At 68.7% G+C, this 14,960-nt stretch carries 14 protein-coding genes; 9 read left to right on the top strand and 5 right to left on the bottom strand.

Annotation, left to right across the window (positions count from 1 at the left end):
• Nucleotides 1–248 precede the first annotated feature (248 nt).
• The 3 genes from RUR_RS02560 to glnII all read left to right on the top strand — a co-directional run bounded on the left by RUR_RS02560 (nt 249) and on the right by glnII (nt 3,137).
• Complete coding sequence (locus tag RUR_RS02560; protein WP_283133203.1) at nt 249–1,139, top strand: sporulation protein; 891 nt, start codon at nt 249–251, stop codon at nt 1,137–1,139.
• 245 nt (nt 1,140–1,384) lie between these two features.
• Entirely contained in the window at nt 1,385–1,951 is a 567-nt protein-coding gene (locus RUR_RS02555; protein ID WP_283133989.1) for an ATP-dependent Clp protease proteolytic subunit, read from the top strand.
• A gap of 133 nt (nt 1,952–2,084) precedes the next feature.
• Complete coding sequence (gene glnII, locus RUR_RS02550) at nt 2,085–3,137, top strand: glutamine synthetase (protein ID WP_283133202.1); 1,053 nt, start codon at nt 2,085–2,087, stop codon at nt 3,135–3,137.
• Nucleotides 3,138–3,323: 186 nt separating this feature from the next.
• Here the strand turns inward: glnII and RUR_RS02545 are convergent, their stop codons facing one another.
• Complete coding sequence (locus RUR_RS02545) at nt 3,324–3,815, bottom strand: anthrone oxygenase family protein (RefSeq protein WP_283133201.1); 492 nt, start codon at nt 3,813–3,815, stop codon at nt 3,324–3,326.
• Nucleotides 3,816–4,004: 189 nt separating this feature from the next.
• Here RUR_RS02545 and RUR_RS02540 point away from each other — a divergent pair, with 189 nt between their 5' ends.
• The 4 genes from RUR_RS02540 (at nt 4,005) to RUR_RS02525 (ending at nt 9,855) form a co-directional block, all read left to right on the top strand.
• Nucleotides 4,005–4,814: a phosphotransferase family protein gene (locus RUR_RS02540; protein WP_283133200.1), complete on the top strand. Its 810-nt coding sequence runs from the start codon at nt 4,005–4,007 to the stop codon at nt 4,812–4,814.
• A 382-nt stretch (nt 4,815–5,196) separates the two neighbouring features.
• Nucleotides 5,197–6,141 carry an AraC family transcriptional regulator gene (locus RUR_RS02535; protein ID WP_283133199.1) on the top strand — a complete coding sequence of 315 codons (945 nt, stop codon included), beginning with the start codon at nt 5,197–5,199 and terminating at the stop codon, nt 6,139–6,141.
• A 517-nt stretch (nt 6,142–6,658) separates the two neighbouring features.
• Complete coding sequence (locus tag RUR_RS02530; RefSeq protein WP_283133198.1) at nt 6,659–7,624, top strand: alpha/beta hydrolase; 966 nt, start codon at nt 6,659–6,661, stop codon at nt 7,622–7,624.
• 500 nt (nt 7,625–8,124) lie between these two features.
• Nucleotides 8,125–9,855 carry an HNH endonuclease signature motif containing protein gene (locus tag RUR_RS02525; RefSeq protein ID WP_283133197.1) on the top strand — a complete coding sequence of 577 codons (1,731 nt, stop codon included), beginning with the start codon at nt 8,125–8,127 and terminating at the stop codon, nt 9,853–9,855.
• A gap of 557 nt (nt 9,856–10,412) precedes the next feature.
• Here the strand turns inward: RUR_RS02525 and RUR_RS02520 are convergent.
• Nucleotides 10,413–11,621: an FAD-dependent monooxygenase gene (locus tag RUR_RS02520; RefSeq protein WP_283133196.1), complete on the bottom strand. Its 1,209-nt coding sequence runs from the start codon at nt 11,619–11,621 to the stop codon at nt 10,413–10,415.
• Nucleotides 11,622–11,676: 55 nt separating this feature from the next.
• Between RUR_RS02520 and RUR_RS02515 the strand changes: the two genes are divergently transcribed.
• Complete coding sequence (locus tag RUR_RS02515; protein WP_283133195.1) at nt 11,677–12,396, top strand: TetR/AcrR family transcriptional regulator; 720 nt, start codon at nt 11,677–11,679, stop codon at nt 12,394–12,396.
• 606 nt (nt 12,397–13,002) lie between these two features.
• Nucleotides 13,003–13,620 (top strand): ABATE domain-containing protein, encoded by a 618-nt coding sequence (locus tag RUR_RS02510; protein ID WP_283133194.1) that lies wholly within the window; start codon nt 13,003–13,005, stop codon nt 13,618–13,620.
• Nucleotides 13,621–13,652: 32 nt separating this feature from the next.
• Here RUR_RS02510 and RUR_RS02505 read toward each other — a convergent pair whose 3' ends face one another.
• From RUR_RS02505 to RUR_RS02495, 3 genes are all read right to left on the bottom strand, one after another.
• Entirely contained in the window at nt 13,653–13,871 is a 219-nt protein-coding gene (locus RUR_RS02505; protein WP_283133193.1) for a hypothetical protein, read from the bottom strand.
• A gap of 65 nt (nt 13,872–13,936) precedes the next feature.
• Complete coding sequence (locus RUR_RS02500) at nt 13,937–14,164, bottom strand: helix-hairpin-helix domain-containing protein (RefSeq protein ID WP_283133192.1); 228 nt, start codon at nt 14,162–14,164, stop codon at nt 13,937–13,939.
• Nucleotides 14,164–14,940 carry an alpha/beta fold hydrolase gene (locus RUR_RS02495; protein ID WP_283133191.1) on the bottom strand — a complete coding sequence of 259 codons (777 nt, stop codon included), beginning with the start codon at nt 14,938–14,940 and terminating at the stop codon, nt 14,164–14,166. Before RUR_RS02495 ends, RUR_RS02500 begins: the two co-directional genes overlap by 1 nt.
• Nucleotides 14,941–14,960 lie beyond the last annotated feature (20 nt).

Here is a 14,960-nt window from a genome sequence, read left to right as displayed (position 1 = left end):
GATCCGTGCCGTTCGCCGGAGACCGGATGGATCGCCGTGTCTGCCTGGTATCTGAGCCTTTATGGTGGTTTCGGGTGATCTTTGAGTGGTGGCGGACCGTACGGCGGCCGTACCCACGGTAGTGAGACCAGGTCAAGCTTGTGGTCAACCCGGAAAACGGGAACAGGGCGGTGCGCGGTGATCGTTGGCCCCAGTGGTTCGCGTTACCGGCCAACACAAAGAAGAGGCGGACAGTGATTTTCAAGCGCATGCTGGGTGCATTGGGCGTGGGCGGTCCCTCGGTGGACACCGTGCTGGTGTCACCCGAATGCCGGCCCGGAGGGGTTCTCGCCGGCGAGGTGCGTGTCCTCGGCGGTGACCTCGACGTCGACATCACCGAGGTGACCCTGGGGCTGGTCGCCCGGGTGGAGTACGAGCACGGCGAGGGGGAAGGCTCCGGCCAGGTGGAGTTCCACCGGGTCCGGGTCTCGGAGGGCTTCCGGCTCGCGGCCGCGGAGCGGCTGGAGATCCCGTTCCGGCTCGCGGTCCCGTGGGAGACGCCGATCACCGAGGTCTACGGTCAGCCGCTCCGCGGGATGGCGATGGGGGTCCGCACCGAACTCGCCGTCGCCAAGGCGGTCGACAAGGGCGACCTGGACGAGTTCGTCGTCTCGCCGATCTCCGGTCAGCTCCGGGTGCTCGACGCCTTGGCCCATCTGGGCTTCCGGTTCAAGAGCGCCGACCTGGAGCACGGGCGGATCCACGGATCCGTCCAGGAACTGCCGTTCTACCAGGAGATCGAGTTCCAGGCCCCGCCCGCGTACGCGGGACAGGCCGACGAGATCGAGCTGACCTTCATGACGGACCACGCCGGGTTCGAGGTCATCCTGGAGGCGGACAAGCGCAGCGGGCGCGGGGACACCCTGGCCCGCCTGCACAGCACCCACGAGGCGGCCGAGGACACCGACTGGATCGGCGCGATCGGCTCCTGGCTGGAGTCGCTCGGCTCCCGGCACCACGGGGGGCACGGCCACCACGGTGACCACGGACACGGTGCGGGCGGTGCGGCCGTGGGCGTCGCGGCCGGCTTCGCCGGCGGCATGATCGCCGCGGAGATCGTCGACGAGGTCGGCGACTTCTTCGAGGGAGACGAAGAGTAGTCGCAGGTCGTCCGGTGGACGGGCCGGGTGCGGGGACGTCGGTTCCGGCACCCGGCCCGGTCGTTTTCGGGAAGGACACAACATTTTCACTTCTGCCAGCGCTTTCTTGCACAGCATAATCCGCCTTTAGCGAATTCCGCCGTTGATGAAAATCAATTCAAATGGGTCAAAATTGTCTTAGCGTAATGCGGACTCGCCCCTGTTGAGACGGAGACACAGTGACTGACGCACCCCCACCCGCCCAGATGACGGAGCACCTTCACGACCGGCTGCTCCGCAAGCGCATCGTCTTCCTGGGACAGACGGTCGACGACGAGGTGGCCAACCGCATCTGCTCGGAACTGCTGCTGCTCGCCGCGGAGAACCCGCAACGGGATATCTTCCTTTACATCAATTCCCCGGGAGGCTCGGTCTCGGCCGGAATGGCCATCTACGACATCATGGAATACATCCCCAACGAGGTCTCCACCGTCGCGATGGGACTGGCCGGTTCGATGGGGCAATTCCTGCTCTGCGCGGGCGCCCCCGGAAAGCGGTACGCGCTTCCGCATACCCGGGTCGTGATGCACCAGCCTTCCGGAGGCGTCGGCGGTACGGCCTCCGACATCAGGATCCAGGCCGAGCAGATGGCGCACACGAAGGCGGTCATGGCCGAACGGATCGCCCAGCACACCGGCCAGACCGTCGAGCAGATCAAGCTCGACTGGGATCGGGACCGCTGGTTCACCGCGGAGGAGGCCAGGGAGTACGGCATGGTGGACCAGGTGGTGCGGAGCGCCCGCCAGGTCCCGTCCGTGAACGCGGTCTCCTGACCTCGGAGCCCGGCCGTCCGGTTCCCGCGCGGACGGTCCGGGTACCCTGGGAGAAACTCCCACGAAGCGCAACGTTTTACATAGCGTTCATATTTGGGCAATCGTTGCGAAATAGCACATAGGGACCCTCAGTGTGGGCAGTGGACGACACGCCGCCGAGGAAGGGACCAACGTGAGCTACAAGGCCGAGTACATCTGGATCGACGGGACCGAGCCCACCGCCAGGCTGCGCTCGAAGACCAAGATCCTCCCGGACGGCGCCGAGCTGCCCCTGTGGGGCTTCGACGGATCCAGCACCAACCAGGCGGCCGGGGAGCGGTCCGACTGCGTGCTGAAGCCGGTGTTCGTCTGCCCCGACCCGATCCGCGGCGGAGACCACAAACTCGTGTTCTGCGAGGTCCTGCTCACCGACCTGTCCCCGCACCCCACCAACACCCGGGCACGCCTCTCCGCCGTCGCCGAACGCTTCGCCGACCAGAAGCCGATCTTCGGGATCGAGCAGGAGTACACCTTCTTCAAAGACGGGCGCCCCTACGGCTTCCCCTCCGGCGGATTCCCCGCACCGCAGGGCTTCTACTACTGCGGCGTCGGCGCCGACGAGGTCTTCGGCCGCGACATCGTCGAAGCCCACCTGGACGCCTGCCTCGCCGCCGGACTGGAGATCTCCGGGATCAACGCCGAGGTCATGCCCGGCCAGTGGGAGTTCCAGGTCGGTCCCCTGTCCGCCCTGGACGTGGCCGATCAGCTCTGGGTCGCCCGCTGGCTGCTCTACCGCGTCGCCGAAGACTACGACGTCGCCGCGACCCTCGACCCCAAGCCGGTCAAGGGCGACTGGAACGGCGCGGGCGCCCACACCAACTTCTCCACCGAGGCCATGCGCACCGGCTGGGACCCGATCATCACCGCCTGCGAGTCACTCCGCGAACGGCGCCAGGAGCACATCGACGGCTACGGCGCCGAGATCGAGCACCGCCTCACCGGCCTGCACGAGACCGCCCCGTGGAGCGAGTACAGCTACGGCGTCTCCGACCGCGGCGCCTCCGTCCGCATCCCCTGGCAAGCCGAGATCGACAAGCGCGGCTACATCGAAGACCGCCGCCCCAACGCCAACTGCGACCCCTACGTCGTCACCCGCCTCATCATCGAAACCTGCTGCACCGCCCTGGAAAAGGCCGGCCAGGTCTGACACCCGACATGCTCCCCACGCCCTTCGGCACCCCCACGGGCGTGGGGAGGAGGCTTGTTGAGCTGGCAGGTTCTCGGTGACCTGGGGTGATGTCACCTGTCGGGGATTGTCGGTGATTAGACGAGGGCGCTGCCGGTCGGAGTGCGGCGGCTGTGCCGATCCGGATAGCCGTACGGGCACTCGCCGTCAGGCGGGCCCGTACAGGACGAGGGCCCAGCACAGGCAGGCGAACGCCGCCGTGCACAGGACCGTCCTGATCACGTTCCAGCGGACCCATCTCGGCTCGAACCGCGTGCGCGCCGTCGAGGGGTCGGTGCCGACCGCACGGCCATCCGCCTCCAGTCCGTTGTTGAGCGGTACGTTGACCACCGCGGTGATCAGCAACGCGGCGCCGTACAGGACGAATCCGGCCCCGATCCAGGGCAATGCCGGACGACTGTCCGCAGAGATTTGGAGCAGCCCGGCGGCGAGAGTCAGTATGGGGGCGCCCGCGAACGCGACGGCGAACCAGCCGTTCATGATCGCCACGTTGATCCGCCGCATCACCTCGACGAACGCCTGATCGCCTGCCATACGCAACCCCGGCATCACTGCGCAGGCGAACCCGTAGAGCAGTCCGGCGATCAACCCCACGCTGACCGTGGCACCGATCAGCGTGACGTTCCTCAGCAGTTCCACCACGTCTTTCCTCCGGATTCCCGGCGCCGGCGTGACCTCGGCGACGTTCTGTCGACGTTTCGTATCCGGTCACGATTGAAGTCGACGGCGCGGGCCCCGGACATGGTCGAGGACCTCGGAGACATACGCGTGCGTCCACGGGGGTCGAATGTCGGTAAGGTCGATCCGCTCAAGGGAGGCGGAGAACGCATGGGTGGCCGGGCCAGTACGCACGCGATCGAGGTCCGGCCCGATGTGGTGGTCAAGAAGTACCGAATGTCGGACCACGACCAGCCCGAACGGGAGTGGCGAGCCCTGGGGCTGCTCAGCCGGTACGCGCCCGGGCTGGCGCCCGTACCGGTGACCGCCGACCTGGACGGCGATCCGCCGACCGTGGTGATGTCCCGGCTCGACGGCGTCCCCGTGCGCGGACCGATCACGGGACCCCTGTCCGACGCTCTGGCCGAGGCCGTAACCCGGGTCCAGCAGGCGATCCCTCAGGCCGTACTGGAGTTGATACCGGCACGTGCCGGGCACCCCGTCGAACTCCTCCGGCAGGTACGGGCGTGGTCCGCGGCCCCTCCCGCCGGAAATCCGATCGTCGTGGACGCGCTGCGGTCGGCCGCCCGCTGGGTGGCACGGCCGTCCCTGGACGACTTGCTGGCGCGGCCGGGCACGCCGGTGTTCGGCACCGGCGACGGCAACCTGGCCAACTACTTGTGGGACGGATCCCGCGCCCGTGTCGTCGACTTCGAGTACTCCGGGCGGAGTGACCGCGCATTCGAACTCGCCGAGGTCGTCGAGCATGTGTCGGTACGGCGCGGCGACGCCGCCGGCATGACCGCCGTTCTGGCACGGCTGGAACTGACCGTCGACGAAGCGGCCAGGCTCACCGAGTGCCGCCGCCTTCTCGCCCTGTACTGGCTGGTGCGGACCCGCGGGGAGACTCAGGTCCAGCAGGCCGAGCGGATGTCGGCCCTGCTGGAGAACCCACTTCGACGCGGTGTAGGTCGCATGTGACTTGTCGTGTTCGGTGCCTTGGTCGGCGGCGCGGCGCCGTACAGTCCGGTCGAAAGAGACGTTCCGCCTGATGCGTGGTCGAGAGTCCCGCCGGGCAGCTGAGCCCGTTGCCGGCCGGCCGTAGGGGTCAGCGGCGGGTCAGGGACCACGAACCGTCCGCCTTGACGGTGACCAGGCGGGTTCCCGAGTGCAGGAGAACCTTTCCGCGGTAGCGGCCGATCTCGTTGATCAGGAGGTCGGGGTAGCCGCGGCCGATCTGAGCGTAGGCGTGGACGATGAAATTCGCGTTTCCGTCGTGTGTTCCGCGGAGGGTGCGCAGTCCGCGGGTCGGGTTGAGTTTGAGCGGGACGCAAGGGCATGGCCGCCCGTCTACGCTGGATGCGTGGATGCATTGGCCGGACTGCTGGCCGGGCCGCGAGCCCGGGGCGCGTTTCTCCTGCGTGCGATTCTCAACCCACCGTGGGCCATCCGGATCGAGGATCGGGCCCCGCTGACCCTCGTAGCCGTGGAACGCGGCGAGGTCTGGGTGCTTCTCGACGGCGAGGATCCGGTACGGTTACGCCCCGGCGACATCGGCGTCGTACGCGGGCCGCACCACTACACCATCGCCGACGCCCCAACCACCCCTCCGCGGTCCAGAGTCCTCCCCGGCGGGTGCAACATCAGCCTGGACGGTGAAGACCTGTGCGCGTCGATGGAACTCGGCGTCCGCACCTGGGGAGACAGCCTCGACGGTTCGACGACGGCACTCATCGGCACCTACCAACTGCGCGGCGACATCAACCGGCGCCTCCTGGACGTGCTGCCCGGATTGGTCGTCCTGCGCGACTGGGACTCACCGATCGTCAGCCTGCTCGGCGAGGAGGTCGTCAGGGACGCGCCCGGTCAGGAAGCGGTGCTCGACCGTCTGCTCGACCTGCTCCTCGTCGCCGTCCTACGCACCTGGTTCACCCGCCAGGGAGACCAAGCCCCGGCCTGGTATCGCGCCCACCTCGACCCCGTGGTGGGCCGCGCACTACGGCTACTCCATGAAAGCCCGGGTCATTCGTGGACGGTGGGCACCCTGGCCGCCAGGTCAGGCGTTTCCCGAGCCCTCCTCGCCCGGCGTTTCACCGAACTCGTCGGCGAACCCCCGATGGCCTACCTCACCAACCGCCGGCTCTCCCTCGCCGCCGACCTCCTCCGCGACCCCGAAACCACCGTCGACGCGGTGGCCAGGCAGGTCGGCTATGCCAGTCCTTTCGCGCTTAGCACCGCCTTCAAACGCGTCCGCGGCATATCCCCCCAACAACACCGCCTAACCACCACCCACCCCCAACCCGCCTGACTGCGGCCCGAGCCAACCGCTCACCCCCACGGGCGTCGGGATGGGCCCGGCACGCGGATGTCGATATGAAGCCGGTTCCGGTCTCCCCAGCTCCCCAAGCCCGTGGGGTGAACCAGGGCCGGCATCCCCAGACGGTGCGCCACCTAACCGTTCCCCATGCCCGTGGGGGTGAACTGGGATGGGCCGGTCTGCGGGCAACGTCGCTGGCTCGCTCCCCACTGCCCGTGGGGGTGAACCGACCACCATGGATCGGCGCGTCTGGGGAGCGCGCTGTTCCCCACGCCCGTGGGGGTGAACCGGTGACGAACCAGGCGCCGGTGACGATGGTGTGGCGGTTGCCGGAGACCTCCCCATACGCGTGTTCACTCGCCACAAGGCCGCTGCGGCGTCTGGTACCAGTCCCAGACGCGTCGATCCGGAAGTGTTGATCACGATCCGTTGCCGCTCAGGTAATGCCGATGAGCCGTGATATAACCGGGTAGCGGTTCCTCTTATGAGTGAATCGGAGGAGTAAGGCATGCGTCATGCCGACTGGGGTGTGCGGTCCCAACGTTGGGCCGGGATTCACAGCGAAGAGACCGACGTCGATGGCGTCGCCGTACATTACCTCCGGGCCGACGCGGGCCTCGGCGGGCCCACCCACCTGTTGGTCCATCCGATGGCGGGTAGCGCTTCGATGTGGCTGGACCTCATCGCCCCGCTGAGTCGACTTGGCGCGGTCATCGCCCCCGATCTAGTGGGAACACTGTTCGGGCACACCGGCTCACCTCACTCTCGGGCAGCCACGGCTGAGCTGAACGCCCGCTTCCTGCGGGCGTTCACCGACCGACTGGGTATCGGGAACGCAGTTGTTCACGGCTGGTCCATGGGTGGGCTGGTTGCGGTGCTGTTCGCTGATTCGGCGCCCGATCGGGTGGGGCGCCTTGTGCTCGCGGCTCCCGCTTTGCCTGGTCCGATCCCCGCTGACGAGGTTCGCTTCTGGACGACCGCCGGCAGGCTGCTCTTGGCGGTCGGACCGCCTGTCGCGCGAGCCGTACTCCGTATTGCGGGTCGACGGATGCTCGACCTCAAGCTGAAAATGTACGCCGACCCCAGCGCCTGGTCGAGCGGGAACTATGTCGGTGGAGACCCGTCGCGGTTGTCGCCGGAAATGACCGCCCTGCTCGCCGACGAACTGCGAAGCGCACAGCCGCGGCGGCTCGGCGACGCTGTCACAGCCTTCGCCTCGGTCATGTCGGCCCTGTTCGTCAACAGGGATCCCGTGTACAGAGCGATCGCCGGGCTGAGCGCGCCCACGCTAATGCTCTCGGGCGACGAAGACGGTTTGATCACCACAAGTACGATCGACGATATCGCCCGACGTCGACCCGATTGGCAGCGTCGTGTCTTCGAGTCGGTCGGGCACCTTCTGCCGTTGGAGGTGCCGGACGACTATGTTGAGACGGTGCACCGGTGGCTGACCGACGAGCGTTCGCCAATGTGATCAACTGTTTCCGGGTTCATCACCATCCTGGTCAGCAGCATGGGCTCGGTTGCCGGTACTTGATCTCGAAGATAGGAGAGCTGCCGGCGATGCTCTCCCGACGCAGGACTTGTACGGCTTCGCGCTGGCTGGCTGTCGCCTGATTGGACATAGCGGATTTCTGCACCTACGGAAGGCTTACGCTCTCCGGCGGAGGAGGTGTCTGATGACCCTGGCCACCGGTCGAGGTCGCCTGTGATTATTTACGTTCTTTCTCTCGTTCAGAAGAGGCTCTTCCGCAAGGTTGCGGGGATCAAGAAGGTCACGTCCTGTGAGGTGGTGGGATTCGGGAGGCGCGGCGTCCCCCGTCCGTGCCTTGAGGCGAGCCGTCGTGCAAGGCAGGGCCGGGCTTGCCCACCCACGGCGATCGGTCGTCGCCTGCTCGAATCCCACCACTCGATGGGACACCATCATCAAGGACGACTCCGATAACTGTCGGTGCCGGGTGAGACACTGTGGGTATGGATGCGGAGACGGTGATCGAGTGGCTTGAGACGGCCTCCCGGCAGGAGCTGGGGCGGGTCGCGACCGCCATGGCCCGTGCGTGGGCCGCCCGCCCCGTCCCGGACTCCGCCCTCGCCTGCATGCGGGAGGCCGCCAGGTTCGCCGACCTGCTGGACGCCGGGGAAGCGGGTCTGACGCCGCTGGTCGCGCGGGTCGACTCCACCGGTGAGGCCAAGTCCCATGGATTCTCGGGTACCCGGGCTTGGCTGACCGTCGGTCTTGCCGCCCGCCGTTCGACGGCCGCGGACCGGCTGGCGCTGGCGCGGACCCTGCACCGGCTGCCCCAGGTTGCCCGCCGGGTGGAGCAGGCCCGGCTTCCCGTGGCGTACGCGGCGGCGATCTGCCACGCGGTGAGGCACCTGGACGACGCCGGCACCGCTCTGGCGGAGCAGACCCTGCTGGGGCTGGCCGAGCAGGGCGGGACGGTGGAGCAGATCCGCAAAGCCGGGGAGAAGGCCCTGGAGCTGCTCCGGGGGGATGCCCCCGATTCGGACACCCGCAAAGGCTTCGCCGACTCCTGGCTGCAGGTGTCGGAGTCCCTGGACGGCGGGGCGTGGCTGAAGGGCTGGCTGGACGCCGAGCTTAAGCAGCTGCTGCAGTCCAAGCTGGACCCGTTGACCTCCCGCACCGCCTCAGCGGGGGCCGGGACCAGGGACAAGCGCAACGCCGCCGCGCTGCGGACGTTGCTGACCCGGGACGGGCGGGGCCAGGAGGCCGTCGTCGTGATCACCCTGCGCGACACCCAGGCCGACGGCACTCCCGTGACCGGTGTGTCCCGCCCCGGCCCGCGCCTTCTTCCCCCGGCCGCCACCGACGTCGTTCCCGGACCGGTCCCACTTCCTCCCGGTGACACCGGCCTGACTCCCGGCCCCGCCGCAGAGCCGCAGGACCTCCCGGCAGCCCGGCTCCTGGAGAACGTGGTCCGGCTTCCCCGGCGGCCCGGCCCCGATCCGACACCCGGTTCCGGGTACGGGACCACACCGCAGACCGGTCCGGCGACCGCGCCCACCCGAACCACCCGGTTCGCGGCGGGGACCGGGCCGCCTGTACCGGTCCCCGACCCCGGGCCGCCGGACGACGCAGCCTCCGGCGAACCCGCCCGCGCCCGGACCGGCGACGGGACCGCACCCGACGCCTGCGGCCCGGCACCATTCGGGGCCGTCCCGGCTGACGCCCACGACATCGGAACCAAAGCCGGATCCGGAGCCGACCCGGAGTGCGTTCCCGGCATGCCCGTCGCCGCCGGTTCCGGGACGAAGGGCGCGGGCCGGTGGGAGATTGCCTCCGCGCACCTTTCCGACGGCACCCCGATCGACGCCGCCCAGGCCAAGCGGATCGCGTTGAGCCACGGGATCTCGGTGCTGCTGCTGTCCGGCGACGGCCGTCCCCTCTTCCTGGGCCGCAGGGTGCGGTTCGCCTCCGACGCCCAGCGGCTGGTCCTGGCCGCCCGCTACAGCACCTGCGCGGTGGACGAATGCGACATCCCCGCGCACGCCTGCGAGGTGGACCACGTCACCGGATGGGAGTTCGGCGGCAAAACCGACGTCTCCAACCTCGCCCCGCTCTGCGGGTTCCACAACCGTGACAAAGCCGACCACCCCGGCGCCTACACCGTCAGCCCTCAGCCCGGCGGCACGGTGGTCTACCGGATCGACCGGCCGCCCTGGATGCGAAGACACGCCGCGTGACCTCGACTCCGCCCGGCGGCCTCGTCGCCGGGCGGGATCCCCTGCGGGGATTCAGGGGCCGCGACAGGATGGCAGTCTGGATCGAGCGGCCTGGGAGGGTTGTGGCCGAACGGTGGATGCCGCCGGTGACCCACCGGCATGATGGAGAGGCCGCACAGCCGACGGCGGGCAACCGACTCACGATCCAGGTGCGAACTCCGTGCGAATGGACGATCCGATCACCGACAAGCCCCGACATCCGCGTTTCCGCAGCTCGCTGATGTCCCCGCAGTTCAGCAAGCCCGCTCCCCACGCCCGTGGGGGTGAACCGTCCAGCGAGGCGTACCCGTGCGACCTTTGGACCCTTTGCCCACGCCCGTGAGGGTGAACCCAGAGGCCGAAAGCCGAAAGAGCCCCCTCGTCACGCCCGCCGGGGGGTGAACCGGAGCGGCGAAAGCCAGGTCGTGATCGTGTGTCGAGTGCTGCTGGGCCTGCGGCCAGAAGGCGGACATCATTTCCCACACCACGCGTCCGTAGAGGACCTCATCGTCTTCACCTCCCCCGACGCTCCGACCGCGCTACTCACGTGTCGTGATCGGCGGATGATCCGTGAACGGCATGGGTGGCTGCCACGCGAAGGCGGCTCCTATCCCGCGGATCAGCAAGGAGGCCGGTACGGCCGCCGCGAGGTTGTCCCGGAGCAGGGCCGCCACCGGGTTGGCCGTCTGCATGATGCGACCGAGTCTGCCGGAGGTGCGGGCCATCCGCTCGGTGCGAGGGCGCCGGAGAGCGTCGTAGATCCGGAGTCCGGCGTCGATTCCCGAGTTTTCGATCCCGGTCGCGAGGGTCACCGCGTCTTCGATGGCCAGGCAGGCCCCTTGACCGATGTCGGGGGTGACGGCATGCGCCGCGTCACCCAGGAGCACCACCCGGCCGTGCGTGAATCCGGGGAGCCTGGCCCTCAGGTAGTACACGTCGTGGCGGAGCAAGGTCTCTTCCGGGGTCGCCCTGAGCAGCGCCGGGATGGGGTCGTGCCAGCGCTTGAATCGGGTGGCGAGGAGGCCGAGGTCATGGGTGGGGACGGTGTGCTCGGGGACGCTTTCGCAGGCGAACCAGTAGACCTGGCCGTCGTTGATCGCCGCGATGCCGAACCTGGCGCCGCGTCCCCAGCTTTCCGCCAAGACCGGGGGGACGCGTAGGGCGGCGGCCCGATCGGCGGGGACGATGCCGCGCCACACCGTGTATCCGGCGTAGGCCGGGCCGGGATAGCGGGGGAGCAGGGTGGTGCGCAGCGCGCTGCCGACCCCGTCGGCCGCCACCACCAGGTCCGCGGTTTCCGACACCGTGCCGTCGGCCGTACGGAAGACGACCGTGGCGCTCCAGGGCTCGGAGACGATTCGTTCGGCGCGGTGACCCGTGCGTAGCGTGGCCGCGTCCAAGCCGGTCAGGAGAAGACGGTGGAGCTCCGCCCGGTGCAGGGCGTAGAAGGGGGCGCCGTAACGGCGCTCGATGTCCGAAGCGCATACGCGCGCGACCTGTCGGCCGTTGCGTAAGCGGATCTCCATCGCCTCCTGACGTCGGCCGCGGTCGCGCAGAGCCGAGCCCAGCCCGAGGTGGTCCAGGGCCTTGACGGCGTTTGGGGCGATGCCGACTCCGGCGCCGACCGGGGCGATGGTGTGGGCCTGCTCGTAGACCGTCACCCGCCATCCGGTACGCCGCAGGGCCTGAGCCGCGGTCAGGCCGCCGATCCCGGCGCCGACGACGATCGCCGTGTTGCTCGGACGCAATGTGGACACCTCCGTAAAACGATCGTTTCAAACACTCGTTTCAAACGGATGCTATATGATTCCGTTGACGGCGGCAAAGGCGAAGGAGGCGCGGGTGGCCGAGCAGGAGCAGGCGGCTGGGCGAGGGAGCTCCACGCGGGACCGGCTGATCGACTCGGCCGTTCGGCTGTTCGGGGAGAAAGGGTTCGAAGCGACGTCGTTGCGTGCGGTGACCGACGCCGCCGACAGCAACGTCGCCGCGGTCAACTACCATTTCGGCTCCAAGGAAGGCCTGCTGCGCGCCGTCATCGACGGGACGATGCGGGCGGTCAACGAGGAGCGCCGCCGCCGGCTGGACGAGCTTGAAGCCCGATCCCCCGTGCCGTCGGTGGCCGAGCTGGTACGGGCCTTCGTCGAACCGGGTGTGGCTCTGACGACGGGCCACGGAGTGAACGGCTCCGTCGTCGAGCGCTTCATCGGCCGCATGATGGGCGAATCGGATCCGCGGGTCCGTCAGATCTTCGCCGATCAGGTGGACCGGGTGGAGGGGCGATACCTGGCGGCGATGGCCCGTGCGCTGCCCGGCCGCGACGAGGGCGACGTCCGCTTCGCCTACACCAGCATGCTGGGGCTGCTCAGCCTCCATCAGTCCGGGGTGTTCACCGCGGTGGAGTGGCCCCGGCGTCAAACGTCGGGTGCGCAGCGCGAAGGTTCCGAGATCATCGAGAGCGAGCGTCTGGTCGACTTCATCACCGGCGGCATCCTCAGCCTGTTCTCAGGTGAATCCTCGCGATAGGCAACCGTACCGGCGTGGTGTGGCATGGCTCCGTGACCCCGGGCGACGCCGCTCCAGGTCGGGATGGCGCAACCCGGCGAGTGCTTCGGATGCCGAAGGCGCCGACCGGCGTCCTTCCGGGAAGGGTACGGCCGGCATCCGGGCCGCTTCCCCGCACTTCACCTTCGCACCATGGTCGGCGACGTCTCCGACGACCAGAAGACACGGTACGGGGCGGAGCCCGCAGGTACTCCATGACGCGGGTGACGCGGCGGGTTGCTCCGTCGCTTCCATGATGTACGGCATGCGGGCACACCGCGCACGCCGACGTCAACGCAGCCAAGAACATCTTGAGGGCAGGGCTTGCCCTTCGCCGGGCTGCGCAAGCGGCTTAGCGAGAAGCCGCTCCCTTCAGGGAGCGAAGGAGTCACCCAGATGCAGGTCGCCGATGTGCGCGGGTAGCGCGGTCATCGGTGCACCGCCTCCTGCCGCGGGCGTGTGCCGCGTCGTTCCGGAATCGATCCCGGCCTAACGGGGTTTCCCGGTTTTCCGTTAGGAACTCTAGGCTTTACGCGAGGATGTGATCAATTGGTTTGCAGCCGGACGCGGCGAGAAGAGAGGCGTTTTGTGGAGCGCTTTCTGGCTTTGGAACTGGCGAGCACGATCCGCCATGACGGGAGCGGCGGTATCGCCGACGACCTGCTCACACTCCGGGGAACCGCGCTGTGGATCGAGAAACAGAGCGAGTTGCTGGCCGGCCGTACTCCGGGTGGGGGAGTACTGGTCGACGAGCGTTTCCGGAGCGAGGTCATCGGTTTGCGTCAGGCGGTTCGCGCACTCTTCGCCCGGGCGGTCAGCCCGGCTCCTCCGAGTCCGGCGGATGCCCGTCGTCTGATGCCCGCGGATGAGGCGTTGGCCCACATCAACAAGGTGGCCGCCCGGGTGCCGGTGATCTTGCGCATGGAGTGGCCGCCTGGTGAGGCGCCCAAGGCCCGGCTGATGGCGACCGAGACCGATCCGCATGTACGGCTGCTCGCGGCGCTGGCCCGCGCGGCCATCGACTTTCTCACCGGTCCGCAGCGGGAACAACTCCACGCCTGTACGGCACCCCGCTGCATCCGATACTTCCTGAAAAGTCATGGTCGGCAGGAGTGGTGCAAACCCTCCTGCGGAAATCGCGCCCGAGCCGCCCGGCACTACCGGCGTCGGCAGACGGCGCCGGGCGGCGGGTCCGGCCCATCGTGATGCCGGATGCCGTGGAGCCGCGCGCCGGATGTTCAGCGGAGCCTGCTGTCCCCGGTGATCCGCCATGAGTCGGTAACCGGATCCGGGGCGGCGGAAACCGGTGAACGCGAGACCGGACGCTCCATGGGGTGAATCCGCACCGCGGAACCGGCCTTTCTCCACCGCCGCAGCGGCAGCCGGATTCCTGTCGTCGGGCCGGACAGGCGCGGCATCGCCCCCTGGAGGGTGAGCCGGACGGGGGAGTCCGCCATGTGGGTGGCACCGCACCGGGTGGCCTGTGCGGTGCCACCCGGTGCGGATGCGTTGACCTGGTACTTCAGCGTTCGTCGGCGAACGACAGCCCCTGTTCCGCGAGTGCTTCGCGGATGCGGTTCAGCACTTTGGGGCCGATGCCGTGGAGGCGCAGGACCGCGGCGGCGTCGGCGGAGGCGAGCAGCCCGGGGGTGGTGTATCCGGCGCCGGCGAGGGCACGCCGCGCCGGTTCGCCGAATCCGGCGATGAAGTCCGCGTCCTGCTCGGCACCTGTGCGTGCGGTCCGGGTCATCAGGCCACCTCGACGGGCCGGGGGGAGCGACGCATCGGCATGAAGGTCGGGGTGGGATCCTGGGTCAGGAAGTCGGTGACGAGTTTCACGCACAGGTCGCCTCGCTCGAAAAGGAGGAGGTGGGATGCGTTGGGGATGATCGCGAGCTGGGAGTTCGGCAGGCCTCGGTACAGCGAGATCGTGTGCTCCAGGGTGACGATGTCGTCGTCGCCGGCCATGACGAGTGCCGGGCAGGTCACGGTGTTCAGCTCGCCGGTGGTGAGCCCCGGTTCCGAGTCGGTGCTTTCCACGATCTTGTTGATCACCACGGAGAAGTGGTCCGCGCCGTCCGGCGAGACCTCGGCGTAGTGGGCCAGGAGCTCCGCCGGGGGCTCGAGCCCGGCGACCGGCCGTACGATCAGTCCCTCGGGATCGAAGGTGCCGCTGATGAGGACGAGCCTGGTGACCAGGTCGGGGCGGCGCGCGGCCACCCACAGTGCCACCCCGGCACCGGCGCTGTAGCCGACAAGCCGGGCCGGTCCGCCGACGACGTCGTCAAGGAAGGCGATGATGTCCTGGGCCATCACCTCCATGGTGATGGGTCCTTCGACGTCGGCGGTTCGGCCGTGGCCCCGGCGGTCGGGGAGGTACAGCCGGAAGCGGTCGCCCAGCTTGTCGAGGTTCCCGAAGAAGCTCCTGCTGTCGGTGAGGCCACCGTGCAGGAGAACCACCGGTTCGCCGTCGCCCCGCTCGTCGTACCACATGTGTGCGCCGTTGACCTGTGCGTAGTCAGCCATGGATGTGCCTTCCGATCGCG

This window comes from Rhizohabitans arisaemae (assembly GCF_025996515.1).
GTDB classification, from domain to species: Bacteria; Actinomycetota; Actinomycetes; order Streptosporangiales; family Streptosporangiaceae; genus Rhizohabitans; species Rhizohabitans arisaemae.
Note: the sequence above shows the minus strand (reverse complement) of the source record. Positions and strands in the feature narration are given on the sequence as shown.